We start from the raw sequence: 15299 nt of genomic DNA on the forward strand, positions 1-15299 counted from the left end.
AATGCTGCCTGACCGGGCGATTTGGCATCAGCGCTCACCCGTGTGTAATGTTGTATTCACCGACGCGGGGTGGAGCAGCTCGGTAGCTCGCTGGGCTCATAACCCAGAGGTCGCAGGTTCAAATCCTGTCCCCGCTACAAAGACAAGGCCCCGGAACCTCTGGTTCCGGGGCCTTCGTCTTGTCACCGGCCGGTCAAGAGCGCCGCAGCGTCACCTCGAAGCCTTCGGTCGTGCGCAAGGTGAATTCGGCGGTGTTCGACGTGGCCATGATGTTGGCGGCCCGGTCGTCGCCGGTGATCCGCTCGACCACCGCGCGCAAGGCGGGCGAGAGCGCTTTCCACTGGTCCTCGGGGGATTGCAGCAGGCCGTGGTAGACGCGCGGGGTGTCCGACAGGCCCTCGGGCTGCCAGCCGAAACGGGGCGTGCTCGCCAGGAACATGCTCAGCTCGGTGCATTCGCCGCCCAGGCACAGCCGCATCGGCATCACATCGTCGGCGTAGTCGTAGTCGCGCAGGCTCACTGTCCAGCCCGCCGGGTCGCGATGGTCGTAGCCGACGCCGGTCGGCGGGGCCAGGGTCAGGGCGGAGGTGTCGCCGGGGCGGTTGTCGAGCAGGTCGGTGGTCAGTGGGCGGTCGGTGGGGGTGAAGGCCCAGGTGTCGTCCTCGATGGGCTTGTGCCAGTACCCGGTGCGCCCGTCCTGACGGCCCTCCACCCGCAGTTCGCGCTGTTCGGAACGCCCGCCGGTGGTGTGCACGCTGATCGTCGAGGTGATCTCGCCGGGAATCTTCGGCTGCCGCACCCAGGACGGTGGCGGCAGATGGATGCCGGTGTACTGCGGGAAGAACGGGCGCAGGAATTCGAATTGCCCCACCCAGGCATCGAAATTGGTCGGTGCCTCGGCGAGATCGGGTTCGTCGCCATAGGTATAGGAGAAGAACAGGGTGTCGGCGCCGGAGATGTCGAAATCCCAGAGCCGGGTGTACATGTCGCCGTAGTCGTTGATCAGGAAGGTCTGCGAGCCCGACGCGCTCAGATTCACCGCCTGGAACCGGCCGTCGAGCGGGCCGGGCAGCTCGTAGCTGTAGTCGTCGGCGAACTCGGGCTGGTTCGGGCGCAGCGGATCGCTGCCGGGCAGCCACGGATCGAGGATGTGGATGCGATTGCCCTCGGGCGAGAGGACGAACACCGTGGTGACCCCGGCCCCACCGACCGGCTGCTGCTTACCGGTGGGATCGGTCCAGAAACCCTGCTGACGGAACGGGATCAGCTGCACGTACTCCGGGTCCAGCCAGGACAGGCTCCACGCGCGCGAGGCCGGTCGCACCTGGGTGCCGGTGGGATCGAGCCAGATGGGCGAGCCGAAACGGGCCGTCCACCACCACAGTTCGGGGGTCTGGTCGGCCAGATCCATGGTGAACACCCGGCCGCCCGGCACCACCGCGACCAGCCTGCTGCGATCCACCGAGATCGAGCTGACCTGTCCGCGCAGGCAGTTGGGCATCGGCGCCACCCGCCATCCCGATTCGCCCTCGAACGCCTTCACATAGAGGTTCCCGTCCAGCAGCGCGTACTGCCAGGCCTCGTTGAAACCACCGGTGGGGGTGCGCATCTCGATGCGCGCTGGCAGCCGTTCGACGACGCCCGCGGGCGCGAACGGCATGGTCAGCAGGCCGATGCCGGTATTGGGGAAGTGCATCGGCAGCGGCCAGGCGCCCGCGCGGCCGGGCAGGGTGAGCGCGGCGCAGCTCAGTGGTTCGGGCAGCACGCCGAAGGGCCACCATTCGTCGGCCACCGCCGGGCCGCTCGCTGCCAGGGTCGCCGCGGTGAGTGCGGTGGCGACCAGTCCGGACATGCCTCGACGCATCGACGATCACACCTTTCGATCACCCGGGTGCCGACACCCGGGTACTCGGGTCACGCGCGAATGAGGGGGGTGAACGCAAGATCTGGAGCGGTCGAACGCTATCAGCACCGGCCCGGCCGCCGACCACGACGGGCCCGGACGCGACACAGCCGCCCGGGAGAAACCGGGCGGCTGTGCCGGTCGGTGCTCAGGCGTCGAGGTCGCTGGCGACGAGTTCGGTGATCTTGTCCAGGGTCGGCTGGTCGTCGCTGGTGACGACCACCTCGGCGCCCTGGCCCGCGCCGAGGGTCATGATCATCAGCGCCGAACCCGCGTCGACCGGGTCGCCGCCGACCAGGCCGATGGTGACGGGAACGCCTGCCGCGCCGACGGCCTCGGCGATCAGCGCGGCGGGACGGGCGTGCAGGCCGACCGAGGAACCGACGGTGACGGTGGTGCTTGGCATGGGACTTCTCCTTGGGTGCGAAGGGACTACGCGGGGACGGGGGACGAGCTACGGACGAATTCCTTGGCGAGGGTGACGCAGACGGCGGCCACCACGGTGCCCACCAGCAGCGAGACCACGAACCAGCCGACATGGCCCATGGCGAAGAAGACGAAGATCCCGCCGTGCGGCGCGCTCAGCGTGACCTCGGTGGCCATCACCAGCCCGCCGGTGACCGCGCCGCCGAGCATCATCGACGGCAGCACCCGCAGTGGGTCGGCCGCGGCGAACGGAATGGCGCCCTCGGAGATGAACGAGGCGCCCAGCAGCCAGGCGGCCTTGCCGTTCTCGCGTTCGGCCGCGGTGTAGAGGCGCGGGCGCAGCAGCGTCGACAGCGCCATCGCCAGCGGCGGCACCATGCCCGCGGCCATGACGGCGGCCATGATCCGCAGCGTCGCCGGATCGGTCACCGACAGCCCGGCCACGGCGAACGAGTACGCCGCCTTGTTCACCGGACCGCCGAGGTCGAAGCACATCATCACGCCCAGGATGACACCGAGCGCGATGGCGGAGGTGCCGGACAGGCCGTTGAGCCAGTCGGTGAGCCCGTTGGTCACCGCCGCGAGCGGCTTGCCCAACAGCACGAACATGGCCACACCGACCACCAGCGAGGCGAGCAACGGAATCACTACCACCGGCATCAATCCGCGCGCCCACACCGGCACCGGCAGCTTGGCCACCCCCAGCGCCGCGAACCCGGCCACCAGACCACCCACCAGGCCGCCGAGGAAGCCCGCGCCGACGAACACCGCGACGGCACCGGCGGTGAAGCCCGGCGCCAGCCCGGGACGATCGGCGATCGCGAAGGCGATATACCCCGCCAGGGCCGGGACCAGGAAGGCGAAGGCGAGCGCGCCGATCTGATACAGCACGGCGCCGAAGTAGGTGGCCAGGCCGCCGTCGGAGAGATCGGTGAGGGAGTTGTCCAGCACGATCGTCTTGGCGGTATCGGCGATCTCGTAGCCACCGAGCAGGAAACTCAGCGCGATGAGCAGACCACCCGCGGCGACGAACGGGATCATGTAGCTCACGCCGGTCAGCAGGATCTGCCGCAGGCGGGTACCCCAGCCGATGCCGGTGGCCGCCTGGGCGGCGTCCGGTGCCGCGCCCGTGACGGTGGCGGCCCCCGGCGTGCTGCTCGCGGTGACCGCCTCGGCGATCATGACGTCGGGCTCGTTGATGGCGCGTTTGACGCCGGACTCGACGACCGGCTTGCCCGCGAACCGGCCGCGCTCCTTCACACCCACATCGGTGGCGAAGATGACCGCGTCGGCCGCGGCGATGACGGCGGGATCGAGAGTGGTGCCGCCGCTGGAACCCTGCGTCTCGACGGTCACCTCGATCCCGGCCCGTTCCCCGGCGGCGACCAGGGAATCGGCGGCCATATAGGTATGGGCGATGCCGGTCGGACAGGCGGTGACGGCGACGATCCTGCGTCGAGCTGCGGGAGATTTGTCTCCCGCGCCGGGCTGCTCGGCGGTGCGGCCGTCCTGCGTCCCTTCCGCCTCGGCACCCGAGGCGTCGTTCGCGTCGGAACCCGTGGTGGAACCGCGGGATTCGAGGTCGTGCCCAGCGCTTTCGCTCGCAGCACGTGGTCCGGCGCCCCCGGAGCTCGCCGCGGTCGCACCGCCAGGCGCAGCTACGGCGGGACTATGGCCGCCGGTACCCCCACCCCCTGCTGGCGCAGTGTTGCCTGCCCCAGCGGATCCCGTGTCCGCTGAGGCGGGCGCGATGACGCCGTCGACGAGCGCCACGACCTCGGCCGGAGTGGCAGCCGACCGCAGGCTCGCGACGAAGTCCGGGCGGACGAGCGCGCGAGCCAGTGCGGACAGCAGTTTCATGTGTTCGGCGCCCGCGCCCTCCGGGGCGGCGATCAGGAAGACGAGGTCGGCGGGGCCGTCGGGGGCGCCGAAGTCGACCTTCGGGGCGAGCCGGGCGAAGGCCAGGGACGCGGTGGTGACGGCGGCGACGCGGCAGTGCGGGATGGCGATCCCGCCGGGCAGACCGGTGGCCGACTGCGACTCCCGCGCCAGCGCGGCGTCGCTCACCGCGGCGGCATCGCTCGCGCGTCCCGTGTCCGCGAGCAGGCCCGCGAGCGCGGTGATGACCGCGTCCTTGTCGGCGCCGAGGTTGGTGTCGAGGGTGATCAGGTCGGTGGTGATGATCGAAGCGGCCATCGTGGTGTCTTTCGGGAGTGGGGTGTGGCGAGGTCGGCGGGATTCAGTCGGCGTGGGATGCCGGGCGTGTGCCAGGTCGGGGTGGGGTCCTATCGGGGTCGCCAGTACCGGCGCGATCGTCTCGGCGCAACCGGTCTTCGAGGCCGGGCCCCGCGTCGGCAGGTCGGTAGGGGGTACCCCGAGTCGGTGGCCCGGCGCTGTCCTCGTCCGGGGTGCTGACGGTGTCGGGCGGTTCGGTGCCGCGAGGCAGTGATTCGGCGGTGACCTCCGCCAGGGCGATGTCAGCGGTGGTGGGTAACTCGGTGCCGGGTAGGGCCGTTGCGGCGCTGCCGTAGGCGACCGCGTATCGGAGGCGATCGGCCGGGCCCGCGCCGGTGCGGTCGGCGAGCAGGTACCCGGCCAGTGCCGAATCGCCCGCGCCGACGGTGCTGCGCGGGACGATCGGTGGTGCGGCGGCGAACCAGGCGCCCGCGCCGGTCACCAGGACCGCGCCCGCCGCGCCGAGCGTGGCCAGCACCGCGCCGACCCCGCGCTCGAGCAGCAGGGTCGCGGCATCGGCCGCGGCCGTGGGGTTTTCGAGGTCGGCGGGGGAGCGGCCGGTGAGCTGGGCGAGTTCTTCGGTGTTCGGCTTGACCAGATCGGGTGCGGCGCCGAGGGATTCGTCGAACAGCGCGAGCAGAGGTGCGTCGGAGGTGTCCACCGCGATGCGGGGACGGGCCGCTCCGCCGGTGGCCAGGGTGACGACGAGCCGGGCGTACCAGTCGTCGGGGACGCCCGGCGGCAGCGAGCCCGACAGCACGATCCACTCCGCCCCGGCGGTCGCCTCGACCAGTAGCGCGGTGAGCGCGTCGAGGTCCGGCACCGTCAGCGGGCGGCCGGGCTCGTTGATCTTGGTGGTGGTGCCGTCGGTTTCGGCGATGGTCAGATTGGTGCGGGGCTGTCCGGCCACCGGCACGGTGCGGCAGCCGATGCCGGTGGCCCGCAGCCCGGACACCACCGGGTCGTCGTCGGCGCCGGGCAGCACGGCCAGGACCGGCGCGCCACCGGCCCCGATCACCCGCGCCACATTGACGCCCTTGCCGCCGGGCTGGGAGGTGACGCCCGTCGCCCGGTGCACCTGCCCCCGGCGCAGCGGCTCGGTGAGCGTCACCGTGCGGTCGACACTCGGATTCACGGTCAGCGTGACGATCATGCGAGCACCACCTCGAGGCCAGCGGCGGCCAGGTCCCGATGCGCGGCCTCCGGTAGATCGGTGTCGGTGATCAGCACGTCGATATCGTCGACAGCGCCGAACCGGACGAAGTCCTCCCGGCCGATCTTGCTCGCGTCGGCCACCACGACCACCCGATCGGCGGCGGCGATCATCGCGCGTTTCACCGCGGCCTCCTCGGGGTCGGGGGTGGACAGTCCGTGCCGGACGGTGAGCGCGTTGGTCCCGACGACCGCCACGTCCACCCGCAGCTCACCCAGCAGACGCAGGGTCTCGGCGCCGACCGCGGCCTGGGTGACACCGCGCACCCGCCCACCCAGCAGGTGCAGCCGCACCCCGGGAAAGCCGGTGAGCCGGGTGGCGATGGGCAGCGAATGGGTGACGGCCACCAGGTCGAGATCGGTCGCCAGCGCGGCCGCCACCCGGGCGGTGGTCGTGCCCGCGTCGAAGAGCACGCTGCCGCCGGACGCGGGCAGGAACCGCTGGGCCAGCTCGGCGATGCGGTCCTTCTCGGCGGCGCGCGTGCTGTCGCGCTCCGCCGTGCCGACCTCGATCGTGGTGAGCGCCCCGGCCCCGACCGCGCCGCCGTGCACCCGCCGGATCACACCGAGCCGGTCCAGCACGGCCAGATCCCGCCGCACGGTCTCGGTGGTGACCCCGTACTGCTCGGCGAGCTCGGCGACGGACACCCGCCCGCGCTGTCCGACCAGCGCCGCGATCGCCTGCTGCCGTTCCTCGGCGTACATGGGTGCCTCCCGCTCGGTGAATCTGTACTTATGTTGTTTTATGCCCATTCGTGTGGCTTTGTCAACGGGTTTTCGTGATTCGAGTCACTCTTGTTGCCGCTCGCTATCGAGGTGGTGCGGTGCTCGTGATCGCAGGTGACTGCCCTCCGCGGGTGGCGTCACGCGGAGAAGCAGTGCGGAGCAAGGGATTTCACGCGAATCGTCACGTCGTTGTCGCGCGTCTCGCGGGAGATCGGCGCGGACGCGGGTGCGGCAGGCCCGCATGAGCGGATTCGGCGTGCGGCCCCGTGTCACGGCGGCCGCCGCACGGCCAGGAGCTATGGCAGCGCCGGATCGACGAGTGTGGTGGATGTTCGGCAGGTGCGAAACTGCTCGGGGCGCGCTACCCGGCGCCCGGTGTCGTGGAATCGGGGGACGGCACGGTGCTCGCGCACCGCCCGGCAGCGCTGCGGCTCAGTCGAATCCGAGGTCGGCGGTGAGGGGATCGCGCAGGGCGCCTTCGGCGGCGCGTAGCCGGTCGGTGACGGAGGTGAGCAGGTCCATCGAGTCCTGGGACAGGCCGAGGGCGAGGCGGGTCAGCCGACGGGTGGCGGCGCACTTGATGCGCTCGGCCAGGAGGACGTCCGGGTCGGCGGGTGCGGCCGAGTGTTCGACGACGGTCACGACAGGGGCACTCACAATCTCGGAACGCGCGGGGAGGATACCCGGCTGCCTACTTTCGAGTATGACGCACCTTACATCCCCCCTGCGGTCCGTGGACCCCGGCTGGCATGGGAAAGTTCAGCGATGAGTCAGTTCGCCGACTATCAGAACGAGATCTACCTGGCCGCGCTGGGCGGGATCCTGCCGGATTTCCCCATGGACTACGCCACTCTCGAGCGCAAGGCCGCCGCCGCGCTGCCCGACACCCTGCTCAACTACATCGCCGGCGGCGCCGGTGACGAGCTCACCCAGCGCCGCAACGCCGAGGCGTTCGCCGACTGGGGTCTGGTGCCGCGCATGCTGGTCGGCGCCACCGAACGAGATCTGACCGTCACCGCGTTCGGCCACACCTTCGCCAGTCCGCTGTTCCTGGCGCCGGTCGGGGTGATCGGCCTGGTCGGCGAGAACGGGCACGGCGATATCGCGGTGGCGAAGGCGTCGGCGGAAACCGGTGTGCCCGCGATGTATTCGACGCTGATGGAGGACCCGCTCGAGGACGTGCGCCCGCACGCCGGGGACACCCCCTCCTTCTTCCAGCTCTACACCCCGAAGAACCGCGAGCTGGCCGAGAGCCTGGTGCGTCGCGCCGAGGCCGCGGGCTACGCGGGCATCACCGTCACCCTCGACACCTGGGTGCCCGGCTGGCGCCCGCGCGACCTGTCCAGCGGCAACTTCCCGCAGCTGCGCGGCCACGTGCTGAAGAACTACACCAGCGACCCGGTGTTTCAGCGAATGGTCGGCTCCGACGATCCCAAGCTGATTGTGCTGCACTGGATCGCGACCTTCGGCAACTCGCTGACCTGGGACGACCTCACCTGGCTGCGCTCGCTGACCGACCTGCCGATCATTCTCAAGGGCATCTCGCATCCCGAGGACGCGCGCAAGGCCATCGATTTCGGCGCCGACGGCATCTACTGCTCCAATCACGGTGGTCGCCAGGCCAACGGCGGGCTCAGCGCGCTGGAGACCCTGCCCGCGGTGGTCGCCGCCTGTGACGACCGGGTGCCGGTGCTGTTCGACTCCGGCGTGCGCTCCGGCGCCGATGTGGTGAAGGCGCTGGGTCTGGGCGCGACCATGGTCGGGCTCGGCAGGCCGTATGTGTACGGGCTGGCACTGGGCGGAGTGCGCGGGCTGGTGCACGTGCTGCGCGGCTACGCCGCCGAGGCCGATCTGCTGATGGCGGTCAACGGGTACCCGGATGTCGCCGCGGTGCGCGCGAACATCCGCCCGACCACCCGGGGCAACGCCGCGCGCGGCTGAGCCCGCGGGTCCGGTCTCCCGTGGCGGGAGCGGTTTTCGGGCTCGGCGGCGGACTCGGGGCGGAACATGTCGGTGCCGTGCGGCATCATCGGTGCACACCACGCAGCACACGCACCAACCTCCCGGAGTCCACGATGTCCTCGCCGAGCACCAAGTCCGCATCCCGCCGATCCGCCCCCCAGGTTCTGTCCGAGGCCGAGCTCGCGCGCATCGCGGGCGAACTCGCCGAGGGCAAACCACCGATGGTGTGGTTCACCGCCGCCGCCGTCGGTGTGGCCGAAGGGAAGTCGGGCAAGGTGGTCGCGCTGGGCGATCCGGCCGACGGTGACTTCCTGCAGGTGCGCCCCACCGGTTCCAAAGATGTGCTCTCGTTCGGCCCGAGCGAGGTGACGCTGACCAAGCCGGCCCGCGGGACTGCCGCGGCGCCGAGCAATCGAAAGGAAACCACTGTGACCCAGCCGTCGACCACGCCGAGCGCCGCCCCGACGCCGCCCCGGTCGCTCGCGCCGGTGCCCGACGCGGCGCCCAAGCCCGCACCGGCGTCGAGTCCGGCCCCGGCTCCCGCTCCGGCGCGGGCGGCCAAGGCTCCCGCGGCGCGCAAGCCCAAGGCGCCGGAGGTGACCGTCACCCTCACCGGGACCTCCGACGGGGAGTGGACCGTCGATGTGGTCAACGGCAAGAAGCGCAGTGTGAAGGGGATGTCGGTGACCAGCGCGGCCGTCGCGCAGGCCGCCGAGATCCTGCACCCGGAGGTCGCCGAGGTGGTCGCGGGAATCCTGGAGGCGGCTCGGGGCGCCCAGCAGCAGAAGGTCGAGCAGTTGCAGGCCGAACTGGAGGCGGCCAAAAGGCTGCTCGCCGAACTGGGGTAGCACCGCCGCGCCGCGGTGACCCGCTCACACCGCCGTGCTGGTCGGCTTGCTCGTGTGGACGATGCTGCGGCGCAGTGGTTTTCGCAGGTCGTCGTGGAAGGCCAGGCCGAGGTTGTACTCCTTGGCGTGGTACATGGCGGCGTCGGCGTGGCGGAGCAGGTCGTAGACGGTGGTGTCGGTGGGGCGGGTGCTCAGACAGGCCACGCCGATACTCGCGGTGATGGGGATCTCGCCGCAGCTGAGGTCGAAGGGTCGCACGAAGGCGCCGAGGAGCTGCTCGGCCAGCATCGCGGCCTCGGTTCTGGTGCGCGGGGCGAGGACCACGAACTCGTCGCCGCCGTAGCGGGCGGTGATATCGGCGCGGCGGGTGGTGCGTCGGATGCGGGAGGCGGCGTGGGCGATGAGTTCGTCGCCCACGGCGTGGCCGTAACTGTCGTTGACGCGTTTGAACCCGTCGAGGTCGATGAACAGCAGGCACAGTGGCTTTCCGGCCCACTCGGTGCGGTAGCGCAGCGGCGCGCGCAGCAGGGCGCCGCGATTGAACAGGCCGGTGAGCAGGTCGTGGTCGGCCTGGTATTGCGCGCGCCGCTCGCTACGCAGGCTGCGGGCGATCGCGCGCTCGCTGCGTACCAGCACCCCGACCAGCAGCAGCGTGAGCAGCAGGCAGATCACCACCCGGTCGCCGGGGCCGAGGTCGGCGCCGACCACGCTCACCAGGGAGGCGGCGACCAGCGCCACCGCGATCGCGCCCGCGCGCCTGCGGGAGCGGTGCGCGTGCACCTCCCCGGCGTGGTAGAGCCGGTTCATGGTGGGTTGCAGCGCGGCCAGCCCGGCGAGCAGATACGCCCACTGCTGCGGCACCGCCGCCAGCTCACTGTCGAGGACGAGTGTGCCCGCCGCCGTGAGGCTTTCGGCCAGGCCGCCGACGAGCACCGCCACCATCGCCGCCTGGAGCAGCCGCAGCGAGGTCTCCGAACCGACCACGGTGGCCAGCGAATGCGCGAGCACCGTCAGCAGCACGGCGTGCACCACCGGGTAGCTCGCGGCGAAGACGGTGTCCAGGCCGGAGCCGTGCCGCAGGATCGGTGAGATCAGGAAGGTCCACGAGGCCAGCAGCGCGCTCAGCCCGATCAGCGTCGAATCCAGCCACAGGTCCCTGGCATTGCCGAACCGGCGCGGCTGTAGCCAGCCCGCCGCCGCGACCCCCAGACACAGGTAGGCCGCCAGGGTGCACAGATCGTCGACGGGGTGCCAGTCCGCGTGCAGGCCCAGCTCCCGGAGGGCGGTGCCGATGGCGAACAGCGGCACCGAGGCGGCCAGCAGATACCAGGGCGCGCGATGCAGGGGGCGGTGCCGGTAGAGGCCGAAGCCGATCATCGCCAGGCTGCCCGCCACGACCACGACCAGCAGGGTGAACGACAGGGCCCGTGCCCCGAGCAGCGGTGCGAGCAGTACGGCCCCCGCCGCGCCGAGCAGTACCGCGTACCACCGCAGGCTGCCGTGGCGTGTCTCGCTGATGGTCATCAGCCCCCCTCGTCCTGCTAACCTGCGCACGCGACAAGCGCCGATCGAACGTGTGGCCGGTGAATGCTCGCGAGTACCGGTCGAGGAGCACCGGGTGGTGTTGTCCGAGCGAAATCCCCAGCCGGCGGGCGCCGACGCTCAAAACCTTGACAACTCAGTCGATCATGACACGTTCGGCGGGGTGTTGTCGCCCCGTTGCCGGGTTTGCCGGATACCGATTTCGCCCGAGCGAGAGGGACAGGCGTGGACAGGTGGATCGCCCCGGGCCGGGTGAACATCATCGGGGAGCACACCGACTACAACGACGGCTTCGTGCTGCCGATCGCGCTCTCGCTCGGCGTCGTCTGCGCCGCCGCGTCCCGCGCCGATCCACGGGTGGTGCTCACCTCGGCGCAGCGGCCCGGCGAGATCGTCGAGATGGCACCGGATGAGCTTGCGGCACAGCGAGATCGGCTGCCCCGGTGGGCCCGCTATCCGCTCGGCGTGGTCCACGAGTTCCGGCTGCGCGGCTACCCGGTCGGCGGGCTGAGCCTGGATCTCGACGGCACGGTCCCGATCGGCGCCGGACTCTCGTCCTCGGCCGCCCTGTGCTGCGCGGTCACCCTGGCTCTGCGCGACCTGTACGCGCCCGACCTGGGCGAACGCGCCCTGATCGAGATCGCCCACGCGGCGGAGAACCGCTTCGCCGGGGTGCCGACCGGTCTGCTCGACCAGGCGGCCTCGATCCTGTGCGCCGCCGGGCACGCGCTGCTGCTCGACGTGCGCGCCTTCACGGCCGCGAATACCGGTGCCACCGAACAGATCCCGTTCGATCCGGCGGGCCACGGGCTCGCCCTGCTGGTCGCCGACACCGGTCATCCGCACGACCTGTCCGACGGCGCCTACGCCGAACGGCGGGCCCAGTGCGCCGCGGCCGCCACCGCCCTCGGACTGCCGTCGTTGCGTGCCGCCGTGCCCACCGACCCGGCCCGCCTGACCGATGACCTGCTGCGGCGACGCGCGCGACACGTCGTCACCGAGAACGCGCGCGTCGTGGCGGTCGCCGACGGGTTGCGCGCCGGTGCCGACCCGCGCGCCATCGGCCCGCTGCTCACCGCCTCGCACACCTCCCTGCGCGACGACTTCGAAGTCTCCGCTCCGGCACTGGATCTCGCCGTCGAGGCGGCACTCGGCGCGGGCGCGCACGGTGCCAGGATGATCGGCGGCGGCTTCGGCGGCAGTGTGCTCGCGCTGGTCGACCACACCGCCACCGACCGGGTACGCGACGCGATTCTGGACTCTTTCGCCGCCGCGGGTCTCGACGCACCTCGCGTCTTCCCCGTCGAACCCGCCGCCGGGGCACGCCGACTGGATTGAGCTCCGCCCGAGTGCGCGTCCCTGGCCTGGACCGGCGGCGCCGATCAGGACCCGAAGCTCCCGGTATCCAGACTTCCGCCGCCCTGGCATCCGGGGGTTTCCGGGTCCGGTGTCGGTGTCCCGGGCGGGGCAGGGGCGACGACCACGGTCTCCGAGACTGTTTCCTTGCCCTGGGTGAGGGTGATGGTGCGGGTTCCGGCCACGGTCGGGGTCCACTCGATGCTCATCCCGGCCGCGTCCATGCCCGGGTCGAAGCGGCGGAAGCAGGTGCCGTCGTCGGCGGCGGTCACCATGGCGCTGCCGAAGATCGAGGAGCCGACGGTCGCGAACAGGTGGGTGGTGGAGCCGACGACGAAGCCGCCGGGCGGTGGGGTCGCCCGCAGGGTCAGGATGCCGCTGGGGGAGGTGTCGGCCGCGGCGGTGGGCAGGGCGGTGGCCGCCACGGCGAGGGTGGCCATGGCGACGGCGGCGCCCCAGCCGAGGCGGCGGCGCGTGGTGCTGGGTGTACTACTCATGGGCGAACGCTAACCCCGCGGCCAGGTGTGGAACTAACGTATTCCACATTTTGTCCTGCCCTGAAAACCGGGGGCGTCCTCACCCCGGAACGGCTCCCGGAATACCGTCCTGGACAACGAAACTCGCCCGGTCACTGATCGGCGCGCCCGGCCGGGTGACATACGGGACCACCCGGAAATCACTGCGCCACAACCGATGATCCAGCTCCACCCGCACATAACCGCGCTGCCGGTTGTAGAACTTCATATCCGGGTTGGCGGCGAGCAGGATCCGGCCGGTGTCGCTGAGATCGGCGCCGTCGCCGCCGGTGGTGATGGAGGTGCCGGTGAACTCGGTGGCCACCACGGCGGACCCGGGATCGCTGTAGTCGCGGCGCAGATCGGCGACATAGTTCTCGTGCCGGTCACCGGTGATCACCACCAGATTGCCCGCCGCGCGCTCGGCGGCCGCGCCGAGCACCGCGTTGCGGTCGGCGACATACCCGTCCCAGGCGTCGGTGCCCACCAGCAGCGCGGGGCCGGGGTCGTAATCGGACTGGGCCATCGCGACCTGATTGCCCAGCACCTGCCAGCGGGCGGGGGAGGTGGCCAGGCCGTCGACGAGCCATTCCCGCTGGGCCGCACCGAGAATCGTGCGGCCGGTGGCGAAGTGTTCGGCGCAACCGGTGACCGCGGTGCCGTCGCCGCAGGCCAGCGCGGACCGGTACTGGCGGGTGTCGATCATGGTGAACTCGGCCAGGTCGCCGAAGCGGTAGCGGCGGTGCAGGTGCATGCTCGGCCCCACCGGCAGCTGGGCCCGGCGCATCGGCTGATGCTCGTACATCGCCTGGAAGGCCGCGGCCTTGCGGCGCCGGAACAGTGGCGGCAGTCGGTGGATGTCGATGCCGAGGCCCGGATGTTCCCCGGCCCAGTTGTTGTCGAGCTCGTGGTCGTCGAGGGTGACCAGCCAGGGGAACGCCGCGTGCGCGGCCTGTAGCGGCGCTTCGCTCTTGGCCTGGGCGTAGCGCAGCCGGTAGCCGGTGAGATCCACCGCCTCCCCGGCGAGCTGCGGGGGCATGTGCGCCCCGCGCCGGGCCAGCAGCCAGGACGTCTCGTAGATGTAGTCGCCCAGGTGCACGACCAGATCCAGGTCCTCGGCGCCCAGATGCTCGTAGGCGGTGTAGTACCCGGAACTCCAGGATTGGCACGACGCGAACGCGAACCGCATGCGCGCGGTCGGGCTGTTCGCCACGGGCGCGGTGCGGGTGCGCCCGACCGGCGAGATCGCCGACCCCACCCGGAACCGGTAGTGGTACCACCGATCCGGTGCCAGCCCGGCGATCTCGGGATGCACGCTGTGGCCCAGCGCGCGGGTCGCCACCGCCTCACCGCGGGCGACGACCTTGGCGAACCGCTCGTCCTCGGCGACCTCGTAGTCGACGGTGACCGGGGCGAACGGCATTCCGCCGTACCCGTCGGGCGCCAGCGGATCCGGCGCCAGCCGCGTCCACAACACGAACCCGTCCGGCGTCGGCTCGCCCGAGGCGACCCCGAGCGAGAACATGTCCCCACCCGGCCTGCGCGGCGCCGCGAACCGGGCACTGCTCGCCGCCGACGCCCCCACCGCGGCCACGATCGACCCGGCGACGCCGTAGCGCAGCAGCTGCCTGCGGGACACCGCCATCGTCCGAGTTCCTTTCGCCGCCGACCGGGATCACTGTCGATTCTGTCCGGTTTTCCGCCCGGCGGCGAGGAGAGCGCGCCCGAACCAGCCGTGGCGCGGCCGGTCCGGGACACGCTGCCCGCTACTTCGCGGGCGGGGTGAACGGGGCGGTGATGGTGGCGAAGTACTGGATCGCCGCGCCGACCGCGACCGGGGCGGTGATGAAGATCTGGCCTGCCAGGGCACCGAGGGAGCCGACGGCGAGGATGCCGCCCAGGCAGCCGACCGCGGCGGCCGGGATGAACGGGCCGAACAGGCCGACGATGGTGGCCGAGGCGACGGTGGCGCCGACGATGCCGCCCAGCACACAGCCGACCGCGGCACCGCCGATGCCGCCGACCAGGGCACCGACCGAGGCGCCGAGGCCGATGGTGGCGGTCATCCGGCTCCAGGCGTCCTTCTCCCGCTCGTATTCCGACTTCCACGGCGCGGAGTTCTCGAACGGCAGCGCGACCGGCTTGTAGACAGCCTCGGCCGGATCGAGCCGCGGGGTGAGGGTGGCGCTGCGGCCGGTGATCTCGGCGGCGATCGGGAACTCGAAATCGTCGAGGCGGAAGTGCAGCGGGGTCGCGGCGACGGTGGTGCCGTCGGCGGCCAGCACCTTGAACGCGCCGTCCTCGGCGACGAGGGAGCCCGCGTCGGTGGTGATGTGCGAGACGCCGTCGACCGCTTCGGCGGTGAAGCCGATCGGGGCCGGGGCCGCGTGCGCGGTGGTGGCGGTGACGGTGCCCGCGGTGAGCAGGGCGGCGGTGGCGAGGGCGATCGTGGTGAACTTCATGATTCGGTGAATCCTTCGTGGAGAGCGTCCGCGGGCATGCGTCATCGCGACGGCACCCGGAGACGGGAAAGTGTGTGTCGGCGTGGCGGATTCGCCGTGCCGTGTGGGGGAG

At 71.5% G+C, this 15299-nt stretch carries 12 protein-coding genes, 1 tRNA gene and 1 pseudogene; 4 read left to right on the forward strand and 10 right to left on the reverse strand.

Features of this window, described 5'->3' with window-relative positions:
• Window positions 1-63 precede the first annotated feature (63 nt).
• Window positions 64-137: transfer RNA gene (locus WA675_RS00665), tRNA-Met, on the forward strand.
• Between the two features lie 56 nt (window positions 138-193).
• Here WA675_RS00665 and WA675_RS00670 read toward each other — a convergent pair.
• From WA675_RS00670 to WA675_RS00695, 6 genes and pseudogenes are all read right to left on the reverse strand, one after another.
• Window positions 194-1864: a hypothetical protein gene (locus WA675_RS00670; RefSeq protein WP_336081011.1), complete on the reverse strand. Its 1671-nt coding sequence runs from the start codon at window positions 1862-1864 to the stop codon at window positions 194-196.
• Between the two features lie 187 nt (window positions 1865-2051).
• On the reverse strand, window positions 2052-2309 hold the full coding sequence (locus tag WA675_RS00675; protein WP_336081013.1) for an HPr family phosphocarrier protein: 258 nt from the start codon (window positions 2307-2309) through the stop codon (window positions 2052-2054).
• Between the two features lie 26 nt (window positions 2310-2335).
• Window positions 2336-4525, reverse strand: coding sequence for a fructose-specific PTS transporter subunit EIIC (locus WA675_RS00680; RefSeq protein ID WP_336081014.1), 2190 nt, complete (start codon window positions 4523-4525; stop codon window positions 2336-2338).
• Between the two features lie 223 nt (window positions 4526-4748).
• Window positions 4749-5717 (reverse strand): annotated as a pseudogene (locus WA675_RS00685) (1-phosphofructokinase family hexose kinase); the annotation flags it as partial.
• Window positions 5714-6481, reverse strand: coding sequence for a DeoR/GlpR family DNA-binding transcription regulator (locus WA675_RS00690; protein ID WP_336081015.1), 768 nt, complete (start codon window positions 6479-6481; stop codon window positions 5714-5716). The gene WA675_RS00690 and the pseudogene WA675_RS00685, both read right to left, overlap by 4 nt.
• A 453-nt stretch (window positions 6482-6934) precedes the next feature.
• Entirely contained in the window at window positions 6935-7144 is a 210-nt protein-coding gene (locus WA675_RS00695; protein WP_336081016.1) for a hypothetical protein, read from the reverse strand.
• A 123-nt stretch (window positions 7145-7267) separates the two neighbouring features.
• Here WA675_RS00695 and WA675_RS00700 point away from each other — a divergent pair, with 123 nt between their 5' ends.
• Window positions 7268-8443: an alpha-hydroxy-acid oxidizing protein gene (locus tag WA675_RS00700; protein ID WP_336081017.1), complete on the forward strand. Its 1176-nt coding sequence runs from the start codon at window positions 7268-7270 to the stop codon at window positions 8441-8443.
• Between the two features lie 134 nt (window positions 8444-8577).
• Window positions 8578-9312, forward strand: coding sequence for a DUF6319 family protein (locus WA675_RS00705; RefSeq protein ID WP_336081018.1), 735 nt, complete (start codon window positions 8578-8580; stop codon window positions 9310-9312).
• Window positions 9313-9336: 24 nt separating this feature from the next.
• Here the strand turns inward: WA675_RS00705 and WA675_RS00710 are convergent, their stop codons facing one another.
• Complete coding sequence (locus WA675_RS00710) at window positions 9337-10836, reverse strand: GGDEF domain-containing protein (RefSeq protein WP_336081019.1); 1500 nt, start codon at window positions 10834-10836, stop codon at window positions 9337-9339.
• A gap of 243 nt (window positions 10837-11079) precedes the next feature.
• On the opposite strand from WA675_RS00710, the gene galK reads away from it, so the two are divergent.
• Window positions 11080-12192, forward strand: a complete 1113-nt coding sequence (gene galK / locus WA675_RS00715) for a galactokinase (protein WP_336081021.1) — start codon at window positions 11080-11082, stop codon at window positions 12190-12192.
• A 44-nt stretch (window positions 12193-12236) separates the two neighbouring features.
• Here the strand turns inward: galK and WA675_RS00720 are convergent, their stop codons facing one another.
• From WA675_RS00720 to WA675_RS00730, 3 genes are all read right to left on the reverse strand, one after another.
• Window positions 12237-12707: a hypothetical protein gene (locus tag WA675_RS00720; protein ID WP_336081023.1), complete on the reverse strand. Its 471-nt coding sequence runs from the start codon at window positions 12705-12707 to the stop codon at window positions 12237-12239.
• A gap of 79 nt (window positions 12708-12786) precedes the next feature.
• Window positions 12787-14370, reverse strand: a complete 1584-nt coding sequence (locus WA675_RS00725) for an alkaline phosphatase D family protein (RefSeq protein WP_336081024.1) — start codon at window positions 14368-14370, stop codon at window positions 12787-12789.
• 121 nt (window positions 14371-14491) lie between these two features.
• Window positions 14492-15187, reverse strand: a complete 696-nt coding sequence (locus WA675_RS00730; RefSeq protein ID WP_336081025.1) for a hypothetical protein — start codon at window positions 15185-15187, stop codon at window positions 14492-14494.
• Window positions 15188-15299 lie beyond the last annotated feature (112 nt).

The sequence above is a fragment of the Nocardia sp. SSK8 genome (assembly GCF_037034205.1).
GTDB lineage: Bacteria > Actinomycetota > Actinomycetes > Mycobacteriales > Mycobacteriaceae > Nocardia.